The following is a 19,058-nucleotide window of genomic DNA, read 5'->3' as shown; positions in this document are numbered from 1 at the left end:
CAGGAGGAAACAATCATGCGCTATCCCTTTTTAGGCTGGACCGGCCAAACAATCGGTGTGACAGCTCCGTCTTCCGGAGTGCCGGAAAACTTACATTCAATGCTCGAGGAAGCAACGTTGCGTCTCCAGGATCGGCAAATGGCAGTCACAATCGGACAAACGGTTTGGACGCAACATCAGGCGGAAAGCGCTCCGGCTCAAACACGAGCGGATGAACTGAATGAGATGCTGAAAAATCCGGAAATCGATGCAATCCTTCCACCTTTTGGAGGAGAACGGGCGATTGATGTATTACCGTTTTTGGATTTCGAACGAATCCCGGTAAAATGGTTGCTTGGGTACTCGGATATCAGTACGCTCCTGTTTGCCATCACAGTCAAGACAGGCATCGCGACAGCACATGGACCGAATTTTGTAGACATGCGCAGCGAAGAATGGGATGAAACGACGACAGCCTGGCGGCGAGTGCTGGCGACGCCTGCCGGAGGGACCGTCACTCAGTGGACGTCTGATCTGTATCAAACCAAATGGAACCATTCAGAACGACCAGAACGTTATATGTATCATCTTGATGCAACGACAGAGTGGAAAACGCTGGATCCGACACAAAAACAGGTATCCGGGCGGTTGCTTGGCGGGTGTCTTGAGACGATTCGTCATCTCATCGGAACGCCGTATGGAGACGTAGCAGCATTTCAGGAAAACCAGATTAACGAAGAACCGATTCTTTGGTATTTCGAAGTGTCGGAAGCGAGCGCTACTGACGTTCACCGTTCACTGATGCAGATGTATCTCGCGGGTTGGTTCGAGCGGACATCTGGAATCGTGTTCGGACGAACGGCAGGTGGTCGGACGATCGAAGATTATACGATCCTAGATGTCTATGAAACGTTTAAAAGACTGTTGAATATCCCGGTGTTTTACGATCTCGACATCGGACATCAACCGCCGCAAATGACACTCGTCAACGGAGCATCGGCAACCATCACGATTCAAGGAAAAGATTCTAGATTAGACATGACGTTTCAGTGATCTAGAAGAGGAGGACAGATATGGCGAGTCGGAAGTTTCAATCGTTAGCAGCGTATAAACGGATACACATCAATCCGGAAACACGTCGGATGACCTTACCTGAACCATTTTATGATGCATTACAGTTAAAAGATGAACTGATGTTGGCGCAGGTCGGTCAAGTGTTGATTATCCGCAATCCACAGGAAATCGTCACGACGGAAACGGATTTGCTGTCGGACATCGTCGACGAAGGTTTCACAGGACAAGAATTAGTTCAGGAATTTGCTTACCGAAAGGCACAACACGAACATCGTCTGCGGCAACAAATTTTACAAGAAGAAGATGCCGAGTCTTCGGCACAATTACAAATTGATTTATAAGAGCAGATGAGGAGTGGAAGCAATGCGAACACGAACAAAAATCGGCTTAGGTGTAATCGGTTCAGGGATGCTCGCGGCGAGTTATTACTTTTATGAAATGGCGATTGCGACCAATCCGAAACCCTTTTTATCCAACAACCGTGATTTGAGTGACGAGATGGTCCGTCTGATGCAACCGGGTCAAACGTGGATCAAAGAACAGCCGCTGGAGCTGATTGAAGTAAAGGCGCATGATGGATTAACCTTACGCGGGCATTACTTACCGCCGCTTGTTCCATCGAATCGGGTCGTCATTTTAGTTCACGGATACGGTGGAGTCGGAACAGACTTAGCCGGATTTGCGTATCTGTATCATCAAGCCGGTTTCCATGTCATGATGCCGGACAACCGAGGACACGGAAAAAGTGACGGGAACTATATCGGATTTGGTTGGCATGACCGTGAAGATTGTCTTCGGTGGACCGAGTACCTGGTGGCCCGTCTTGGACAAGAAAGTGCGATTTTCTTACATGGTGTCTCAATGGGGGGAGCGACCGTTCTGATGACAAGTGGTGAAGTTTTGCCGCCGCAAATCAAAGGAATTATCTCCGATTGTGCCTACACGTCGGTCAATGCCGTCCTTGCCTATCAAATGAAACGGATGTACCGTCTGCCCCATTTTCCATTTTTGACGATGACAAGCATTTTGACGAAAATGAAAGCAGGTTATTTTTTCAGTGAAGCGTCTGCACTTAAACAAGTGAAGCGGGCGACGGTGCCAATTCTGTTTTTACACGGTGGAGCGGATACGTTTGTTCCAACCTCGATGGTCTATGAATTGTATCAAGCCTGTCCGACAGAAAAAGAATTGGTAGTCATTCCGAATGCTGCCCACGCGATGGCGTACTTTGAAGATCCGGACACTTATGATGCGGTCGTCGAAACATTTGTCCGTCGGATTTTAGGCGAACCAATGGAACGCGTGTAAAAAAAATGCGTGAAATCGTTGACATCAAAAACACTATTTAGTATTCTAATAACATAAATAGAAGTCGTCGTGGCGGAACTGGTAGACGCGCTAGACTCAGAATCTAGTGGTGGCAACACCGTGGAGGTTCAAGTCCTCTCGGCGGCATTTTTAAGTGAAAATAGGAGTACTCTTCGTAAGAAGTGGGCTTCTATTTTTTTTATAAAAATTTTTGATTCATGTCCTTAACAAGTTTGTTCGTAAAATTTGAATTTTTCTGATAAAATATGTGTTAAGGAAAAGATTTTAAGGAAATTACAAGGGAGAAGGCATTTGTCTTATTTGTCTTCAAGAGAGGAGTAACAACATGAAAAAGCATTTATCGGTTTTATTTTTACTGCTCAGCTGTTTAATGGTATTGAGTGCATGCAGTATCGGATCACAGGACGAGGTGTCGAAAGACAAGACGTATAAAGTCGGAATCGATGTCACGTATCCACCGTTCGAATATAAAGACGGGGACACGTACAAGGGGATCGATATCGATCTCATCAAAGCCATTGCAAAGGATCAAGGGTTTAAAATCAAGTTTGAAGCAATGGACTTCAGCGGAATCATTCCGGCTCTTCAAGCGAACCAGTTGGATGTTGCAATTGCCGGTATGAGTATCACGCCGGAGCGGAAAAAAGTCGTCACGTTCTCCGATCCGTACTTTAAAGCCGGATTGATTTTAGTCGTCAAAGATGACAACAATAAAATCAAGTCGGTCGATGATTTAAAAGGACAGAAAGTCGCGGTCAAAAAAGGAACGACAGGTGCAAAATATGCGACGGACAATGCAGATAAACTCGGTATCACAGTCACACAATTCAATGACAGTCCAGCCATGTTCCAAGAAGTCAAAAACGGAAATGCTGCAGCATTGATTGAAGATTATCCGGTCATCTCGTATGCCAACAAACAACAAAATCTTGGTCTGAAACTCGTCGGAGACCGTTTGAACGGGGATAACTACGGAATCGCTGTCTTAAAAGGTGAAAACGAAGAGTTGTTGAAAAAAATCAATAAAGGACTGGCTAACCTGAAAGAAAGCGGCGAGTACGACAAAATCGTCGATACGTATTTGAAATAAGCTATTTGAACGAATGACAAGGGAGTTGAGTCACTGATGGAAGTCGCAAAAACGGCGTTTCCGTTTTTCTTGGAAGGGTTACAGATCACCCTTTATATCTTTATCATCGCGGTCATCGTCGGATTTTTAATCGGCTTGATCGTCGCATTGATGCGTTTATCACCACTTAAGATTTTAAACGGTATCGCCATCGTCTACATCGATGTTATTCGGGGAACCCCCTTTATCGTCCAATTGTTCTTTATCTATTTTGGACTCAACTCGCTCGAGTGGTTGTCCATGGACCGGATGTATGCCGGAATCCTGACAGTTGCGATCAATGCCGGAGCCTACTTTGCTGAAATCATCCGGGCAGGGATTCAATCGATTGATAAAGGTCAAACCGAGGCCTCACGATCACTCGGGATGACAGGACGTCAAACGATGACGCAAATCGTTTTACCGCAAGCCTTCCGCCGGATGTTGCCGACGATTACGAACCAATCGATCATCAGTCTAAAAGATACGTCGTTACTATCGATCATCGGGATCGCGGATTTGACGCAACAGGGACAAGTGCAACAGGCGACGACATTTGAACCGTTCATCGTTTGGACAGTTGTCGGTCTGATGTACTTCGTCGTCATCTATCTCCTTTCATTGTTAGGGAAATTCTTGGAACGGAGGTTTACACTGCGATGAGTATCATTGAAGTAAAACAATTAAAAAAGTCATTTGGTTCAAACGAAGTGTTAAAGGATATTTCGGTTGAGATTCAAGAAAAAGAAGTCGTTTGTGTCATCGGACCTTCAGGATCCGGAAAAAGTACGTTTCTCCGCTGTTTAAACCGGCTGGAGGATATTACAGGAGGGACCGTGATTGTTGATACACACGACATTACGGATCCGAAAGTCGATATCAATAAAGTACGGGAAGAAGTAGGGATGGTGTTTCAACACTTCAACTTGTTTCCACATAAGACGGTGCTCGAGAACGTGACGCTTGCACCGATGAAGGTTCGGAAAACGGATAAAACTCAAGCGAAACAGCGGGCTTTCGAATTGCTGGATAAAGTGGGATTACGGGAAAAAGCGGATAATTATCCGGGTGAACTGTCCGGTGGTCAAAAACAACGGGTCGCCATTGCCCGTGCTCTGGCCATGAATCCGAAAATCATGTTGTTTGACGAACCGACATCCGCACTCGATCCAGAGATGGTCGGGGATGTTCTTGCCGTTATGAAGCAATTGGCACTCGAAGGGATGACGATGATTGTCGTTACGCACGAGATGGGATTTGCCCGTGAAGTCGGGGATCGTGTTCTTTTCATGGACGGTGGTTTTATCGTCGAAGAAAACATTCCGAGTTTATTGTTTGATTCTCCGCAACACGAACGGACACAGTCTTTTTTAAGTAAAGTTTTGTAAATGATGAAATGAAGCAGGAATGACCTTCAGGGAGGTCATTCCTGCTTTTTTTAATGAAAACGCCTGTTTTCGCCTAGAGACGTTTCAATCATAAAGAACACAGGGTACAGTCATAAGAAAAACTTATACATTTGTGACGGAGAAATTGGGAATTCGAAACGCACTGACCTAAAAGAAGTAGTAATATAATAACTAAGGCAAACACTTTTGACATACAGGCCTTCGTTAAGGGTTATGTTCGGATGAAATGTCAGGAACATGACGATTATCGAATTTTTATGTCATATGATTTGAAAGCGCTAACAGGTAGAGAGCTGGAAACGTACTGATGCAGTACAGGAGTGAAACGAATGAAACGGGGGGAACCGTACATGGCAAGCCAGGACCAACAAGCATTTTATGGACCAAACCTTGGGTACATCATTGAATTGTATGAACGCTTTTTAGAAGATGCTTCTTCAGTCGATGAAGAAACACGGGCATATTTTGAACAAAATGGTGCTCCGGTTTCAGAACGTGTAACGAAGCAAACGGTCGAAACGGGAGATTTCGAAAAGTATTTGGCCGCGAGTCGATTAGCTGATCAGATTCGGGCGAAAGGTCATCTTGCAGCTGATATTTATCCGCTCAAAGATCATCCACGGGAAACAGAACTGCTCGAGCTCCGTCAATTCGGATTGACAGAAACCGATTTACGCGCCATGCCTGTCACACTCGTTTGTCCAGAACCACCGGCTCATCTTCAAGATGCTTTTGAAGGAATCGAGCACTTAAAGGCTCAGTACACGGGGGCGGCAGCGGTTGAATTTCAACATGTCGATGACTTGGATGAAAAGAAATGGTTGCGGCAAAAGATTGAACAAGGGGCATTGACAGCTAAGCTGACAATTGATCAAAAAAAGCAATTGTTCAAACGTTTAGCGGAAACCGAATTATTTGAGAAATATTTGCATAAAACATACGTTGGACAAAAACGTTTTTCAATCGAAGGACTTGATGCGATGGTTCCGTTACTCGATACGATTGTTGGACATCTGATTGCCAACGGATCGGAAACGATCAACATCGGAATGGCGCACCGGGGACGACTGAATGTCTTAGCGCACGTTTTAGGAAAACCATATGAAATGATTTTTGCAGAGTTCCAACATGCGCCGAACCATGATTTGGTTCCCTCAGAAGGATCAATCGGGATCACGTACGGTTGGACGGGGGACGTCAAGTATCACCTCGGATTAAACCGGAAGATGGAGCAACAATCGAGCAACGTTCGAATGACGCTTGCCAACAATCCGTCTCACCTTGAATTCGTCGATCCTGTCGTCGAAGGGTTTACACGGGCTGCGCAAGACGACCGCTCACAAAAAGGAGCACCTCGTCAGGAACAGGGAAAAGCGGCTGCCATTCTTATTCACGGTGATGCTGCGTTCCCGGGACAGGGGATTGTTGCTGAAACGCTTAATTTAACTAACTTAAAAGGATACAATACGGGCGGAACGATTCATATCATTGCCAACAATACGATTGGTTTTACGACAGAACCGACTGATTCCCGTTCAACACGCTATTCGAGTGATTTGGCAAAAGGCTACGAGATTCCTGTTTTCCACGTCAATGCGGATGAACCGGAAAGTTGTCTGGCCGTAGCATTGCTCGCTAGCGAATACCGTGCAACATTCAACAAGGACGTTTTGATTGACTTGATCGGGTATCGTCGCTTCGGACATAACGAGATGGATGAGCCGATGAATACGAATCCCGTTCTCTACGATTTAATCCATAAACATGATTCAGCACGCGTTCTGTATGCCAAGCAACTGGTAGAACAGGGCGATGTCGCAAAAGAAGATGTGACGAAGATTGAAGCGGACATCAATGAGATGATGAAAGCGGCCCGGGAGAAAGTCCCGAATGTGGAAAAAGAATACGGCGGCGTCATGCCGGATGTCGTCTTCAAAGGAGTCCCGCACATCGAGACAGGGGTTGCGGTCGAGAAATTGACGGACTATAACGAGCAACTCCTCGAGTGGCCGAGTGGATTTAACGTTTTCCATAAACTTGAGAAAGTCCTGAAACGCCGCACGGATGCGTTGACGACGAAAAACGGCATCGACTGGGGTCATGCCGAAACATTGGCATTTGCTTCAATTCTTTCCGATGGCACACCGATTCGATTAAGTGGTCAGGATTCGGAACGGGGAACATTTGCCCAACGAAACATTAATCTGAATGATGTGAAGACCGGCAAATCGTTTTCACCGATGCACAGTCTGAAGTCAGCAACAGCATCGTTTGCTGTATACAACAGTCCATTATCGGAAGCAGGCGTTCTCGGATTCGAATACGGCTATAACGTCTTTGCGCCGGAAACACTTGTTTTATGGGAAGCCCAGTACGGCGACTTCGCAAACTCCGGTCAAGTCATCTTTGATCAGTTCATCTCGGCAAGCCGTGCAAAATGGGGGCAGACGTCCGGACTTGTCATGCTATTACCGCATGGATACGAAGGACAAGGGCCGGAGCACTCAAGTGGCCGATTGGAGCGGTTCTTGACGTTATCAGGCGAAAAGAACTGGACAGTCGCCAATGTTTCAAGTGCGGCACAGTACTTCCATCTGCTTCGCCGTCAAGCCGCGATTCTTGGAAAAGAAGAAGTACGTCCGCTAGTCGTCATGACACCGAAAAGTTTACTCCGCCATCCACTCGCGACGTCCGATTTATCTGAACTGACAGACGGTTCATTCAAACGGATTGTCGAACAGGATGGTTTGGGACAAACACCGGAACAGGTTGAGCGGATTGTCTTCTGCAGCGGAAAAGTTGCAATTGACTTGGCAGAAGCCGTCTCGAAATCAGACGATGATTTCAACTGGTTGCACATCGTACGGATTGAAGAAATTTATCCATTCCCGGCCAAACAGTTAAACGCGTTGTTGGAACGTTATCCGAATGTCGGTGAATTTGTCTGGGTTCAGGAAGAACCGAAAAACATGGGAGCCTGGACATACATCGAGCCACGTCTTGAATCAGTTGCCATCAACGGAATCACAACCGTCCGTTACATCGGTCGTCGTCGACGTTCGAGTACAGCGGAAGGTGATCCGACAGGGCACAAAGTCGAACAGGCGCGAATCCTGACAGAAGCTTTGACACGAACGACAGTCGATCAACCAAGCACATCAGCTACTTCCGAAACAAATGTCTAATCTAAAATCAAGTGGGGTCAAACACGAAAAGTCTTAGGGGGACGAATTAACATGGAAATCAAAGTGCCAGAACTTGCAGAATCGATTACGGAAGGTACGGTCGCATCGTGGTTAAAACAGCCCGGCGATCAGGTAGAAAAAGGGGAAGCCATCGTCGAACTGGAGACAGATAAAGTCAACATCGAAGTACCGTCTGACGAAGCTGGAATTCTGTCTGAAGTAATGGCTGCCGAAGGGGATACAGTCCGCGTCGGAGAAACGATTGCTATCATTACAGCAGGTGGAGAAGTGGCACAACCGACAGAAGCAGCTCCAGCACCTGAACAAAAAGAAACACCTGTTGCACAAGAACCGAAAAAAGAACAACCGGCAGCCGTCGCAGCAACAGAAGCGACGTCACGCGCCGATCGTCCAATCGCTTCACCCGCTGCCCGGAAAATGGCACGTGAAAAAGGAATTGATTTAGCGCAAGTCGCGACACAAGATCCACTCGGTCGCATTCGTGTGCAGGACGTTGCGACATTTGAAGTCGCACCACGCGAACAAGCAAAAGCACCACAAGCTCCGGCACCGCAAGCCGCACCGCCTGCTGTTGCCCCTGGCAAACCGGAAGAACGGATTAAAATGTCGCGCCGCCGTAAAACAATTGCCAATCGCTTAGTCGAAGTGCAACAAACAGCGGCAATGTTGACGACGTTCAATGAAATCGATATGTCTGCTGTGATGTCGTTACGGAAACGCCGCCAAGAAAAATTCGTCAAGGACAATGAAGTCAAACTCGGTTTCATGTCGTTCTTCACAAAAGCAGCCGTCGCCGCTTTGAAAAAAATGCCATATTTGAATGCCGAAATTCAAGGAGACGAAATCGTGCTCAAGAAATTCTATGATATCGGAATTGCGGTTTCAGCACCGGATGGTTTAGTTGTACCGGTCGTCCGTGACGCTGATAAAAAGAACTTCGGTGAAATTGAAAAAGATATCATCAATCTGGCGGTCAAAGCCCGGGACAACAAACTCGGTTTATCGGATTTGACAGGCGGAACATTTACGATTACAAACGGCGGAACGTTTGGTTCATTGATGTCGACACCAATCCTCAACGGACCGCAAGTTGCGATTCTCGGAATGCATGCAATCAACCTGCGTCCGATCGCCATCGACGCCGAGCGGATGGAAAACCGTCCGATGATGTATGTCGCGCTTTCCTATGATCACCGGATCGTTGACGGGAAAGAAGCCGTGACTTTCCTGAAGCACATCAAAGATTTGCTCGAAGATCCGGAATCATTGATCTTTGAAGCCTAATCGAATATTCCTGCTCCCTGTTTCTGTAACTGAAGCAGGGAGTTTTTGTGTACCGGATTGAGCGGATATGACAACTCTGTCATCGAATCTAAACAGAAGATTACATGGAATTCATAAATCCTTCATTGAAAGCCGATAAGATACATCTGTACGTTACTTCAAAGGGGGAACCATGAATGTTGAAACAAATCGGTGTCACGGTAGTCGCGGGAATGATTGTCGCAAGCAGCACGACGAGCATTGAAGCAGCGGGGAAAGCAAAAGGACTGCTCGATCCAAACCGGATTGTCAACATTGCTCACCGCGGAGCATCCGGGTATGCACCGGAACATACGAAGACCGCATATGAGATGGGTCATAAAAAATTCAAAGCCGATTATATTGAGATTGACTTACAAATGACGAAGGACGGTCAGTTGATTGCGATGCATGACGAGACGGTCGATCGGACGACAAATGGTACCGGCGCCGTCAAGGATCAAACACTCGCGCAAATCAAACGCCTCGATGCCGGCAGCTGGTTTAACGAATCCTATCCGGCCTATGCGAAGAAAACATATAAGGGATTGAAAGTGCCGACGTTAAACGAAATTTTTAACCGGTACGGCAAACAAGCCAATTACTATATCGAGACGAAATCACCGGAGGTTTACCCGGGGATGGAGAAAAAACTATTAGATACGTTACGACGTCACGGATTATCGAGCAAGCAGGTCAAACCGGGACAAGTCATGATTCAATCGTTCAGTCGGGACAGCTTGTTGAAGGTGAAGCAATTAGATCCGAAACTTCCGCTCGTCCAGCTTCTTGAGGCACCGCAAATGACGGATATGACTCCAAATACATTAAAAACCATCAAGTCTTATGCGGTTGGCGTCGGACCATCTTTTAAATCATTGACACGAGAAAACACCAGACAAATCCGGAGTGCAGGGTTGTTACTGCATCCGTATACCGTCAATGAGAAAGTAGAGATGAAACGGATGCTCGATTACGGTGTAACTGGCGTCTTCACGAACTTCGCCGATCGATTTAACGAAGTATTGCAACACCCAAAAAAGAAATAACTTCCCCGAAAGTCAGTTTCCTTTTCAGGAAATTGACTTTTTTTGTTCAAATGACATCTAAATCGCTTTCCGTTACGTATACTCATAAAAGCACATTCTTTTTTTTCGATTGGTATCGAACATGATACGATGTAACAACAGTGTTAAGTGGGATTTTAAACCGGTTCCATGAACAGAGGATGGAGAGGAATGCAATGCGAATCACTCAATATACAGACTATGGACTCCGCGTTCTGATCTATTTAGGTCTTCATCGCGAAGAAGTGACACCGATGCCGACGATTGCCAATCATTATGGGATATCTTCCAATCATTTAATGAAAGTCACGCAACAATTAACGAGGCTCGGGTACGTGGAATCGACACGTGGACGGACTGGGGGTCTTCGGTTAATTCGCGATCCGGAAGAAATCAATATTGGGAAAGTCGTTCGTGAGATGGAGCCGATGGATATCGTCGAATGTTTTGCGGCAGACGGGCATTGTGTCATCGAACCTCAATGTCAACTCAAAGGGATTCTCGGTCGTGCGTTGCGCGCCTTTATCCGTGAACTGGAACAACATACATTAGCCGAACTACTCAAAAACCCATACGAACTGAACTTGTTATTTGCAAAAACGGATGCCAACCCTTCACGTTAAGTGAACGGGGGCATCCATTTTTTGTATACTCGTCTAGTTTAGTATAAAAAGTCCACTCATTTTAGTTTTGGACCGGACCGTTTTTTAGGAGTGACATGTTCCGGATTTTTGGCAAGGTCATCTTGAACAGATCCTTTCCACAACGGAACATCACTGTAATAGGCGGCGCGGGCAATTAAATGTCCGCCGATTGGTGCTGTAATCAAAACAAACAGAATTCCGAGCAGGACGCGGGAAGAGAAAAATCCATCTTCCACGACGAAATAGATGATGACGCCAATGAGGATGCTCATGACGCCGAGTGTCGCACTCTTAGAGGCGGCATGCGCGCGCGTGTAGAGGTCAGGTAACCGGATAAGGCCAAGTGCCGTCACGAGGCTGAAAAATGCCCCGATCAACGCAAAGGCGGCTACAAAATAATCACTGATTGCGGTCACGTTCGATGATCTCTCCTTTCTCGATGAATTTCGAGAAGGCGACGGTCCCGATGAAGGCTAATATCCCAATCAATAAAATGACTTCAAGATAGTCGCTTGTCCGAAGGATGATGGATACGAGACCGACGACGGAAATCAAGCTGATCCCGATCGAGTCGAGAGCGATGACCCGGTCAGCTACGGATGGTCCTTTGATGACCCGGTAAAATAAACCGAGCATGGATAGAAAGACGCCTCCTAAAGCGATGAATAGTAACATCTCTAACATTAGCGGCTCACCTCCAAGATGGCTTTCTCAAAACTGTTGCGGATCGAGGCGACGGCATCATCCGCCTCCGGCATGTGCAAGGCATGAATGTACAACGTTTTGTTATCATCCGAAATATCGACGACCAATGTCCCCGGTGTCAACGTAATCAGCATCGATAGCAATGTAATTTGCCAATTGTGTTCGAGTTCGGTTTCATAGGCAAAGATACCGGGCTTAATATCAAGACGCGGTTTCAGGATGATGGACAGCACCTGAAGGTTCGCAACAACCAGTTCGTACAAAAAGCGAATGAACAGTCGGATCAAGGCGATGAACGGTCCGAGATAAAACCGGCTGCTGAAACCCCGTCGCATCGCGAACATCGCAATCAATCCTAGTAAATAGCCGATGATGAACGATGACGCCGAGAAGGAGTTAGCAAGAAACATCCAGAGGAACGCAAGCAAGATGTTGAGTAATAACTGAAATGGCATGGGTTAATCCTCCTTCAGTACAGCTTGAATATAGATTGAGGGGTCGACAAGTGGATCGACCGCCTGCGAGATGAACGGCCGGACCGCTTCCGTTCCGATACCGTACAAAACGGTAATTCCAACCAAAACGAATGCCGGTGCGAGCAACTGCTTCATCAGGTGGTGTTTCGGACCACTGTAGGTTTTCGGTGTTCCCCAGAATCCACGGATGAAAATCTGCATCACGGAATAGAGCACGAGCAGACTTGAAATCAAGACGACGAATGGACCGACTAAATCCCCGGCTTCGAAACCACCCCGGACGATGAGCAGTTTTCCGATGAAACCGCTGAGTGGCGGAATTCCGGCGAGCGACAATGCAGCGATGAAATACGTCCATCCGAGTAAGGGATAGTCTTTGATCATGCCGCCCATGTCTTTTAGACGACTTGATCCGGCAATACCAATCATGACGCCGATCAGCAGGAATAAGGCCGCCTTGATCAACATGTCATGGACCAGGTAGAACACTGCTCCTTCGAGCGACTGACGGGTCATGACGGAGACACCGTATAAGATGACACCGACTGCGACGATGATGTTGTAGATTAAGATCTGTTTGACGTCACGTGTCGCCAGCGCACCGATGACACCAATGATGATTGTTGCCAGTGCAAGCCACCCGAGAATTTGGTGCGTAAACTCTTGCTGGTGCGAAAAAAACAGGCTGTATGTCCGCAAGATCCCGTAGACACCGACTTTCGTCAGTAATGCACCAAACAGTGCGAGAACAGGTGTCGGTGGTACTTGGTAGGAGCCGGGAAGCCAAAAGTACAACGGGAAGATGGCACCCTTTAAGCCAAAGACAATTAAAAACAGAACCGCGATGACACTGAGGATACCGGGTTGATTGATTTCAGTAATCTTTTGTGAAATATCGGCCATACTCAGGGAACCGATGACACCATATAAAAAGGCAACCGTCATGACGAACAATGCGGATGAAATGACGTTAATCAACAAATACTTCAGCGACTCCCGAAGTTGGGCCGGCTTGCCTCCAAGAACAATCAAGACGTAAGACGAAATCAGAAACACTTCGAAAAAGACGAACATGTTGAAAATATCACCTGTCGTGAAGGCACCGTTGACACCGACGAGTAAAAACTGGACGGCGATGTAATAGTAAAACCGTTGATGCAGATCCGACAAATAATAGATCGAATACCAGACGACAAAAAAGACAAGTAAGCTGGTCGTCAGGACGAGCAAGGCTGATAACATATCCGACACGAGAGTGATACCGAACGGAGCCGGCCAACTACCAAGTGTGACGGTCAGAATGCCATCTTGGCGGATACTGTAAACGAGATAGACGGCTGCAACGATGGTCAAGAAGGTCGAGACGAGTGAAAGCGTCCGTTGCAGACGGAGACGACTCGGAAACAGCATCAAGATGACCCCGGTGATAAGTGGAATCAAAAGCGGTAGTAACGGTAAATTAATCATGCGTATCGGTTCCTTTCATTTCCTCCAGATTGTCTGTTCCCAGTTCCTGATAAGCCCGATAAGCAAGGACAAGGAAAAATGCGGTCACCCCAAAGCTGATGACGATAGCCGTCAAGACAAGCGCTTGTGGCAGTGGGTCCGTATACTGGGTGACTCCGTCTTTGAGGACGGGAGCGGCACCAGTCTTCAAACCGCCCATCGTCATGACGAGCAAATGAGCGGCGTGACTGAGTAAACCCGTTCCGATGATGATCCGTAAGACACTTTTTGAAAGAATGAGATACACAGCACACATCGTCAGGATGCCTGCTGCAATCGCCATGATGATTTCCATGCGTTAATCACTCTCCCCAATCGTTTGAATAATCGTCATCGTCACACCGACGACGACAAGATACACGCCTAAGTCGAACAGCATCGCCGTATGTAAGGACGTTTTTCCGAACAGCGGCAAATTAAAATAGTCGTGGGCATGTGTGAAAAATGGTTTGTTGAACAACAGGGCACCTGACGCTGTCAGGACGGAAATCAACATCCCGATGGCTGTCATCTGTTTATAATCGACGGGCAGGATTTGCCGAAGCGTCTTGATATCAAAGGCAAGCAAGATCAAGACGAGTGCGGAAGCCGTTACAAGACCGCCGACGAAGCCGCCGCCCGGTGTGTAATGACCGGCGAAAAACAGGTAGACGGCAAACAAAAAGATGATGAACGTGATGAACGTCGTCGCAGATTCCAAGATGACGTCGTTCGTATGTTTTTTGATCGGATTTTTCATTTATCGATTCCTCCTGTCTTCCGGAAATTAATCATCGCGTAGATACCAAGACCGGCAATTGCTAATACACTGATTTCAAACAACGTATCAAAACCACGGAAGTCGACGAGGATGACGTTGACCATATTACCGCCAGCGGCTAAGTCCGCCACGTTGTCGATGTAATACTGGGCAATCGAAGCGAATGAGCGTTGGCTGAGTGAAGCCAGTGCGACCAACGTGACGCTTAATCCGACGAGTGCCGAGATGGCGGCATTGCCGAGTTTAAACTTAATCCGTTCCTCTTTCCGGCTGATTTCCGGCATATGATAAAACACAAGCAGGAACAGGGCGACGGACACAGTTTCGATGACGAGTTGCGTTAAAGCCAGGTCCGGTGCCCGGAATAAGACGAAGAACAGAGCGACCGTATAACCGACGACACCAAGCAGAATAATCGATGTCAAACGGGACCGGGCAAACGTAATCGACAAGGCGCTGCCAACGAGGACGAGGACTAAGACGACTTCATAAGTGTGAACCGTACTGAGCGGATTCACATCAAACCGGAAGGCATCAAGGAAATACAGACTCGATAAAACCAAAACGACGATAAAACCGAAGATGTAGACCAAGTAAGACCGCATGTAGCCGGTCATGACCGTATCATGGATAGCGGTCGATGTCCGTTCACCTCGACGCAACAATGCGTCATATTGATGGTTGAGTGAGACCTGTTTCGGCATCCGGTGATACAACGAGCGCCATTTCGGTAAAGTCAGGAATAAAAACGTACCGACTGAGATAATCAGGACGGTTAAGAACAGTTCCAGGTTAAATCCGTGCCAGAGTTTGATCTCGACTGGAATCGTCCCGCCATTTGCGATCACTTTCGGTAAAATCGCTTCAGCGGCCGGGCGGATCAACGTGTTCGACAACAGGTTCGGGAACAAGCCGATTAAGATAACCAATGAAACGAGAACGAGCGGCGGAATCAGCATGCCGATCGGTGCTTCATGCGGTTTTTTCGGCAACTTGTCGAGTTGTCTTGGACCGAGGAACGTCCGGTAAACAATTAAGATACTGTAGACAAACGTAAAGATGCTGCCGATGACCGCAACGAATGGGAACAAGAGTCCAAATGTATCGAGATGGAACAATCCGGACTCTGATACTTCGAGCACACCGGTTAAAAACATTTCCTTACTCAAGAAACCGTTGAAGGGCGGGACACCCGCCATCGACAACGCTCCGATGGTCGCGATCGTAAACGTCACCGGCATCAGTTGCGATAAGCCGCCGAGTTTTCGGATATCCCGTGTGCCGGTCTCGTGATCAACAATCCCCGCCATCATGAAGAGACTTCCTTTAAATGTGGCATGGTTAATCAAATGAAAGACGGCAGCAACGGTCGCAACCGTATAGAGGCTGTCCGGTAAGATTTCGACCTGTAACGCAGCTGCTCCGAGTCCGAGCAATGACATGATCAGACCGAGTTGGGAAATCGTCGAATACGCTAAAATCGCTTTTAAATCGACCTGCTTGACGGCGTTCAGCGACCCCCAGAAGAGTGTGAACATTCCGACAGACGAGACCAGATAAAACCAAAGTGGTGTTTCAGCAAAGATGGGACTCATCCGGGCGACGAGATACAGACCGGCCTTGACCATCGTGGCCGAGTGCAGGTAAGCACTGACCGGGGTCGGCGCTTCCATTGCATCCGGTAACCAGATATGAAACGGAAACTGGGCCGATTTTGTAAAAGCTGCCAGTAAAAACAGGACAAGCGACACGGTGAAGAGCGGATCACTTGAATAAGTGCCGACCGTCGCCAGCGATTCCCGGATACTGAATGAACCGGACAGCAGCGACAGCAGGGAAATCCCGCCCAGCATCGACAAACCACCGAATACAGTAATGAGCATCGACTTTTGTGCACCGTAACGGGAGCGTTCCCGCTCGTACCAATAACCGATCAAGAGGAAGGACGAAATTGATGTCAATTCCCAAAATAGATACATGACGATCATATTGTCAGATAAGACGATTCCGAGCATCGCCGTCATGAAAAGAAGTAGGTAAACATAAAAATTATGAAGAGCTTCTTTTTTGGCATCGAGATAATAGATGGAATACAGGACGACGAGCGAACCGATTCCGGTAATCAACAACGCAAACAGCAGACCCAGGCCGTCAACGTAAGCAGTAAAGTTGATGTCGAGCGAAGGAATCCATTTCATCGTCGCAACGACTGTTTTCCCGGCCATCGTCTGGCTGAGGAATTGACTGAAATAGGCGACCAATATCAGCGGAACGAGCAAAACGAACCAGCCGGTGTGCACCGATCGAATTTTTTTATACAGCAATGGAATGAAGAGACTGACGACTAGCGGCAATAAAATTGCGAAATGAAGCAATGACACATGATTCCCCCCTTTTCATATCGTTCATTTCATCGAAAAAAATGAAAGAAGGACGTAGTACGCAAGCGAGCAGTCGTGCTTGTGACGAGTCCTTTTATCCAATCATTCGATTCTTATGAAGCATCTGTTAAAAGTATAACGTAGATTTCGGCTCTCTGCATGACGCGAACCTTCATGATGTAGTGCAGGAAAGCGGTTTTTGATTCAATTATTAAATATGTAGGAACACGGCAGAAAAATGAGAAAAAAGTTCAAAAAAATTTTAAAAGACGAGAGCAATTTGATTACAATGGTCTTTTTCAGGGAAAACCAACTAAGTCTAAAAATTCAGCGAACAGAGGTGCCGTCATGAAAAAGTCATTTAAACAAGGTTTGTTCATTGGTGGAATCGCAGCCTTATCTGCGTTAGTCATCAAGCGTTATAAGCAAGCGGGGGATTCGTCAGAAGGGTTCAGTGATCCAGCTGCACTCGATCGTCAACCGAGTATCGATGCCAAAAATGATGAAACAGAAGTTGGATTGACACAACTCGATTCGATTCACCGGGCAGATTGGCAAGCCAATGGTTTTCCGCAAACTCATGCTGAACTGGAACGTCTAGAAAAAGAAGATAACCAGTAAAAAACACGCTCTCGTCTGAGAGCGTGTTGTCATGTAAAGAATTAAGCGCTTGTCGAAACGAGTGCTTGAATTCGTTCGCTGTGTGCAGCATAGGAAGAGAGATGCTCAAATTGATGTAACGTTAGAGTCGTCATCCGACTATGGCCTGTACTGGATTCAAGAGACAGGTATGCTTCGTTTTGATCTTGACCACCACCGTCAAAACGAATTTTTGCCGTGATTGTCCGTCCATCGCTCGCTTGCATATAAATATCGTAACCGCCGAAATCAACTCGGTTGAAGCGGTTAGCTTCGCTTACGATTCGTTTAAAAGTTTCAATCAATGAATATGACATGCTATTTCCTCCTTATGTGAAAACTATGTGACCTAACGAGCAATCACCAATCAGTATCGGTTATGTATTTTCCCAGTATGTAGAAAAATTAAACCTTTTAAATGAATCTTTATTTTTTTAAGTTTTATTTGCTATGAAACGCGTTTCATACTTTATGATAAATCACGACAGCGCGTGACTATCGTAAACGATGGGCGTCAGCTGAGTAGTAGTGGAGAAGACCTGTTCTTTTCTAAATAGAGGTCTTAGAACGTGTCAGATGCAGCTGAAAATGGAAGACACAAAAAGGAGTTGGATGTAAGTCCAACTCCTTTTTGTGTCTGAAAACCGGTATTAAACCGATTTGTTAATGAGTCAATAGTTAAAGTTCGACGTTGTGATAGACTTGCTGGACGTCTTCCAAGTCTTCCAGCGCATCAATCATTTTTTCGAACTGTTGGACGTCTTCGTCAGATAACGTCACTTCGTTTTGGGCGAGCATGACCAGTTCGGCAACTGAGAAGTCTGTGATTCCCGCTTCTTTCAGCGTTTCTTGAACCGCATGGAATTGTTCTGGCTCCGCGTAGATGATGACGGACTCTTCTTCCTCCAGGATGTCACGCACATCGATATCCGCTTCCATCATCAATTCTAGGACATCATCAGCTGATTTGCCTTCAAAAGCAAAGATGGCTGTCGCATCAAACATGTAAGCGACCGATCCACTGACACCCATGTTTCCGCCGTTTTTACCGAAAGCGGCCCGAACATCTGAAGCTGTCCGGTTAACGTTGTTCGTCAATGTTTCGACGATGACCATTGAGCCGCTTGGTCCAAATCCTTCGTAACGTAACACGTCAAAGTTTTCTTCTGCGCCGCCTTTTGCTTTTTCGATGGCACGATCGACGATAGCGCGGGGGACACTATATGTCTTCGCACGCTCGAGAACCACTTTTAACGCCTGGTTTGATTCAGGATCCGGCTCCCCTTGTTTAGCGGCAACATAAATCTCCCGACCAAACTTTGCATAGACGCGACTTGTATTTTTGTCTTTCGACGCCTTTTTTTCTTTAATGTTATTCCATTTACGACCCATCAGAATCCACTCGCTTTCACATGACTTCGATTTAATTAGGAACTTATTGGTTCCTTCTGCCTCATCAGTATACCGCATAAG

At 46.7% G+C, this 19,058-nt stretch carries 20 protein-coding genes and 1 tRNA gene; 12 read left to right on the top strand and 9 right to left on the bottom strand.

The window, feature by feature from the left end; all coding sequences use genetic code 11:
- Positions 1-15: 15 nt before the first annotated feature.
- The 11 genes from AC3IRK_RS09100 to AC3IRK_RS09050 all read left to right on the top strand — a co-directional run bounded on the left by AC3IRK_RS09100 (position 16) and on the right by AC3IRK_RS09050 (position 11,097).
- Positions 16-1,032, top strand: a complete 1,017-nt coding sequence (locus AC3IRK_RS09100; RefSeq protein WP_214854361.1) for a S66 family peptidase — start codon at positions 16-18, stop codon at positions 1,030-1,032.
- Between the two features lie 20 nt (positions 1,033-1,052).
- On the top strand, positions 1,053-1,394 hold the full coding sequence (locus tag AC3IRK_RS09095) for a hypothetical protein (protein WP_131503646.1): 342 nt from the start codon (positions 1,053-1,055) through the stop codon (positions 1,392-1,394).
- Positions 1,395-1,416: 22 nt separating this feature from the next.
- Positions 1,417-2,361, top strand: coding sequence for an alpha/beta hydrolase (locus tag AC3IRK_RS09090; protein ID WP_131503647.1), 945 nt, complete (start codon positions 1,417-1,419; stop codon positions 2,359-2,361).
- A gap of 63 nt (positions 2,362-2,424) precedes the next feature.
- Positions 2,425-2,508 (top strand) — tRNA-Leu (locus tag AC3IRK_RS09085).
- Positions 2,509-2,752: 244 nt separating this feature from the next.
- On the top strand, positions 2,753-3,472 hold the full coding sequence (locus tag AC3IRK_RS09080) for a transporter substrate-binding domain-containing protein (RefSeq protein ID WP_426355407.1): 720 nt from the start codon (positions 2,753-2,755) through the stop codon (positions 3,470-3,472).
- Positions 3,473-3,508: 36 nt separating this feature from the next.
- Entirely contained in the window at positions 3,509-4,153 is a 645-nt protein-coding gene (locus AC3IRK_RS09075) for an amino acid ABC transporter permease (protein ID WP_131503649.1), read from the top strand.
- Positions 4,150-4,878 carry an amino acid ABC transporter ATP-binding protein gene (locus tag AC3IRK_RS09070; RefSeq protein WP_131503650.1) on the top strand — a complete coding sequence of 243 codons (729 nt, stop codon included), beginning with the start codon at positions 4,150-4,152 and terminating at the stop codon, positions 4,876-4,878. The genes AC3IRK_RS09075 and AC3IRK_RS09070 overlap by 4 nt, the downstream gene beginning before the upstream one ends.
- A 350-nt stretch (positions 4,879-5,228) precedes the next feature.
- On the top strand, positions 5,229-8,084 hold the full coding sequence (locus tag AC3IRK_RS09065) for a 2-oxoglutarate dehydrogenase E1 component (RefSeq protein WP_131972576.1): 2,856 nt from the start codon (positions 5,229-5,231) through the stop codon (positions 8,082-8,084).
- 51 nt (positions 8,085-8,135) lie between these two features.
- Positions 8,136-9,389 carry a 2-oxoglutarate dehydrogenase complex dihydrolipoyllysine-residue succinyltransferase gene (odhB, locus tag AC3IRK_RS09060; protein WP_489169893.1) on the top strand — a complete coding sequence of 418 codons (1,254 nt, stop codon included), beginning with the start codon at positions 8,136-8,138 and terminating at the stop codon, positions 9,387-9,389.
- Between the two features lie 176 nt (positions 9,390-9,565).
- Complete coding sequence (locus tag AC3IRK_RS09055) at positions 9,566-10,456, top strand: glycerophosphodiester phosphodiesterase (RefSeq protein WP_489169892.1); 891 nt, start codon at positions 9,566-9,568, stop codon at positions 10,454-10,456.
- Between the two features lie 194 nt (positions 10,457-10,650).
- Entirely contained in the window at positions 10,651-11,097 is a 447-nt protein-coding gene (locus tag AC3IRK_RS09050) for an Rrf2 family transcriptional regulator (protein ID WP_131972579.1), read from the top strand.
- Between the two features lie 56 nt (positions 11,098-11,153).
- Here AC3IRK_RS09050 and mnhG read toward each other — a convergent pair whose 3' ends face one another.
- Genes mnhG through AC3IRK_RS09015 form a run of 7 tightly spaced genes read right to left on the bottom strand, consistent with a single transcriptional unit; the run spans position 11,154 to position 16,946 of the window.
- Positions 11,154-11,534, bottom strand: coding sequence for a monovalent cation/H(+) antiporter subunit G (mnhG, locus tag AC3IRK_RS09045; RefSeq protein WP_131972580.1), 381 nt, complete (start codon positions 11,532-11,534; stop codon positions 11,154-11,156).
- Positions 11,518-11,793, bottom strand: coding sequence for a Na(+)/H(+) antiporter subunit F1 (locus AC3IRK_RS09040; RefSeq protein ID WP_370529000.1), 276 nt, complete (start codon positions 11,791-11,793; stop codon positions 11,518-11,520). The genes mnhG and AC3IRK_RS09040 overlap by 17 nt, the downstream gene beginning before the upstream one ends.
- Positions 11,794-11,801: 8 nt before the next feature.
- Entirely contained in the window at positions 11,802-12,278 is a 477-nt protein-coding gene (locus AC3IRK_RS09035) for a Na+/H+ antiporter subunit E (RefSeq protein WP_131972582.1), read from the bottom strand.
- Positions 12,279-12,281: 3 nt separating this feature from the next.
- On the bottom strand, positions 12,282-13,766 hold the full coding sequence (locus tag AC3IRK_RS09030) for a Na+/H+ antiporter subunit D (RefSeq protein WP_131972583.1): 1,485 nt from the start codon (positions 13,764-13,766) through the stop codon (positions 12,282-12,284).
- Positions 13,759-14,100 (bottom strand): Na(+)/H(+) antiporter subunit C, encoded by a 342-nt coding sequence (locus tag AC3IRK_RS09025; RefSeq protein WP_114595646.1) that lies wholly within the window; start codon positions 14,098-14,100, stop codon positions 13,759-13,761. The genes AC3IRK_RS09030 and AC3IRK_RS09025 overlap by 8 nt, the downstream gene beginning before the upstream one ends.
- A 3-nt stretch (positions 14,101-14,103) precedes the next feature.
- Positions 14,104-14,544 carry a Na(+)/H(+) antiporter subunit B gene (locus tag AC3IRK_RS09020; RefSeq protein WP_034769866.1) on the bottom strand — a complete coding sequence of 147 codons (441 nt, stop codon included), beginning with the start codon at positions 14,542-14,544 and terminating at the stop codon, positions 14,104-14,106.
- On the bottom strand, positions 14,541-16,946 hold the full coding sequence (locus tag AC3IRK_RS09015; protein ID WP_188004454.1) for a Na+/H+ antiporter subunit A: 2,406 nt from the start codon (positions 16,944-16,946) through the stop codon (positions 14,541-14,543). The genes AC3IRK_RS09020 and AC3IRK_RS09015 overlap by 4 nt, the downstream gene beginning before the upstream one ends.
- A gap of 348 nt (positions 16,947-17,294) precedes the next feature.
- Here AC3IRK_RS09015 and AC3IRK_RS09010 point away from each other — a divergent pair, with 348 nt between their 5' ends.
- Positions 17,295-17,567, top strand: a complete 273-nt coding sequence (locus AC3IRK_RS09010) for a hypothetical protein (protein ID WP_489169891.1) — start codon at positions 17,295-17,297, stop codon at positions 17,565-17,567.
- Between the two features lie 41 nt (positions 17,568-17,608).
- Here AC3IRK_RS09010 and AC3IRK_RS09005 read toward each other — a convergent pair whose 3' ends face one another.
- Both AC3IRK_RS09005 and AC3IRK_RS09000 read right to left on the bottom strand, forming a co-directional pair.
- Positions 17,609-17,902 (bottom strand): hypothetical protein, encoded by a 294-nt coding sequence (locus AC3IRK_RS09005; RefSeq protein WP_131972585.1) that lies wholly within the window; start codon positions 17,900-17,902, stop codon positions 17,609-17,611.
- Positions 17,903-18,263: 361 nt separating this feature from the next.
- On the bottom strand, positions 18,264-18,977 hold the full coding sequence (locus AC3IRK_RS09000) for a YebC/PmpR family DNA-binding transcriptional regulator (protein ID WP_131503661.1): 714 nt from the start codon (positions 18,975-18,977) through the stop codon (positions 18,264-18,266).
- Positions 18,978-19,058 lie beyond the last annotated feature (81 nt).

This window comes from Exiguobacterium sp. GL_137 (assembly GCF_057834585.1).
Note: the sequence above shows the minus strand (reverse complement) of the source record. Positions and strands in the feature narration are given on the sequence as shown.

Bases quoted from the DNA above. Each gene is read 5' to 3' on its own strand.
- AC3IRK_RS09100 (WP_214854361.1), top strand. From the start codon at position 16: ATGCGCTATCCCTTTTTAGGCTGGACCGGCCAAACAATCGGTGTGACA.
- AC3IRK_RS09095 (WP_131503646.1), top strand. From the start codon at position 1,053: ATGGCGAGTCGGAAGTTTCAATCGTTAGCAGCGTATAAACGGATACAC.
- AC3IRK_RS09090 (WP_131503647.1), top strand. From the start codon at position 1,417: ATGCGAACACGAACAAAAATCGGCTTAGGTGTAATCGGTTCAGGGATG.
- AC3IRK_RS09080 (WP_426355407.1), top strand. From the start codon at position 2,753: ATGGTATTGAGTGCATGCAGTATCGGATCACAGGACGAGGTGTCGAAA.
- AC3IRK_RS09075 (WP_131503649.1), top strand. From the start codon at position 3,509: ATGGAAGTCGCAAAAACGGCGTTTCCGTTTTTCTTGGAAGGGTTACAG.
- AC3IRK_RS09070 (WP_131503650.1), top strand. From the start codon at position 4,150: ATGAGTATCATTGAAGTAAAACAATTAAAAAAGTCATTTGGTTCAAAC.
- AC3IRK_RS09065 (WP_131972576.1), top strand. From the start codon at position 5,229: ATGAAACGGGGGGAACCGTACATGGCAAGCCAGGACCAACAAGCATTT.
- odhB (WP_489169893.1), top strand. From the start codon at position 8,136: ATGGAAATCAAAGTGCCAGAACTTGCAGAATCGATTACGGAAGGTACG.
- AC3IRK_RS09055 (WP_489169892.1), top strand. From the start codon at position 9,566: ATGTTGAAACAAATCGGTGTCACGGTAGTCGCGGGAATGATTGTCGCA.
- AC3IRK_RS09050 (WP_131972579.1), top strand. From the start codon at position 10,651: ATGCGAATCACTCAATATACAGACTATGGACTCCGCGTTCTGATCTAT.
- AC3IRK_RS09040 (WP_370529000.1), bottom strand. From the start codon at position 11,793: ATGTTACTATTCATCGCTTTAGGAGGCGTCTTTCTATCCATGCTCGGT.
- AC3IRK_RS09035 (WP_131972582.1), bottom strand. From the start codon at position 12,278: ATGCCATTTCAGTTATTACTCAACATCTTGCTTGCGTTCCTCTGGATG.
- AC3IRK_RS09030 (WP_131972583.1), bottom strand. From the start codon at position 13,766: ATGATTAATTTACCGTTACTACCGCTTTTGATTCCACTTATCACCGGG.
- AC3IRK_RS09025 (WP_114595646.1), bottom strand. From the start codon at position 14,100: ATGGAAATCATCATGGCGATTGCAGCAGGCATCCTGACGATGTGTGCT.
- AC3IRK_RS09020 (WP_034769866.1), bottom strand. From the start codon at position 14,544: ATGAAAAATCCGATCAAAAAACATACGAACGACGTCATCTTGGAATCT.
- AC3IRK_RS09010 (WP_489169891.1), top strand. From the start codon at position 17,295: ATGAAAAAGTCATTTAAACAAGGTTTGTTCATTGGTGGAATCGCAGCC.
- AC3IRK_RS09005 (WP_131972585.1), bottom strand. From the start codon at position 17,902: ATGTCATATTCATTGATTGAAACTTTTAAACGAATCGTAAGCGAAGCT.
- AC3IRK_RS09000 (WP_131503661.1), bottom strand. From the start codon at position 18,977: ATGGGTCGTAAATGGAATAACATTAAAGAAAAAAAGGCGTCGAAAGAC.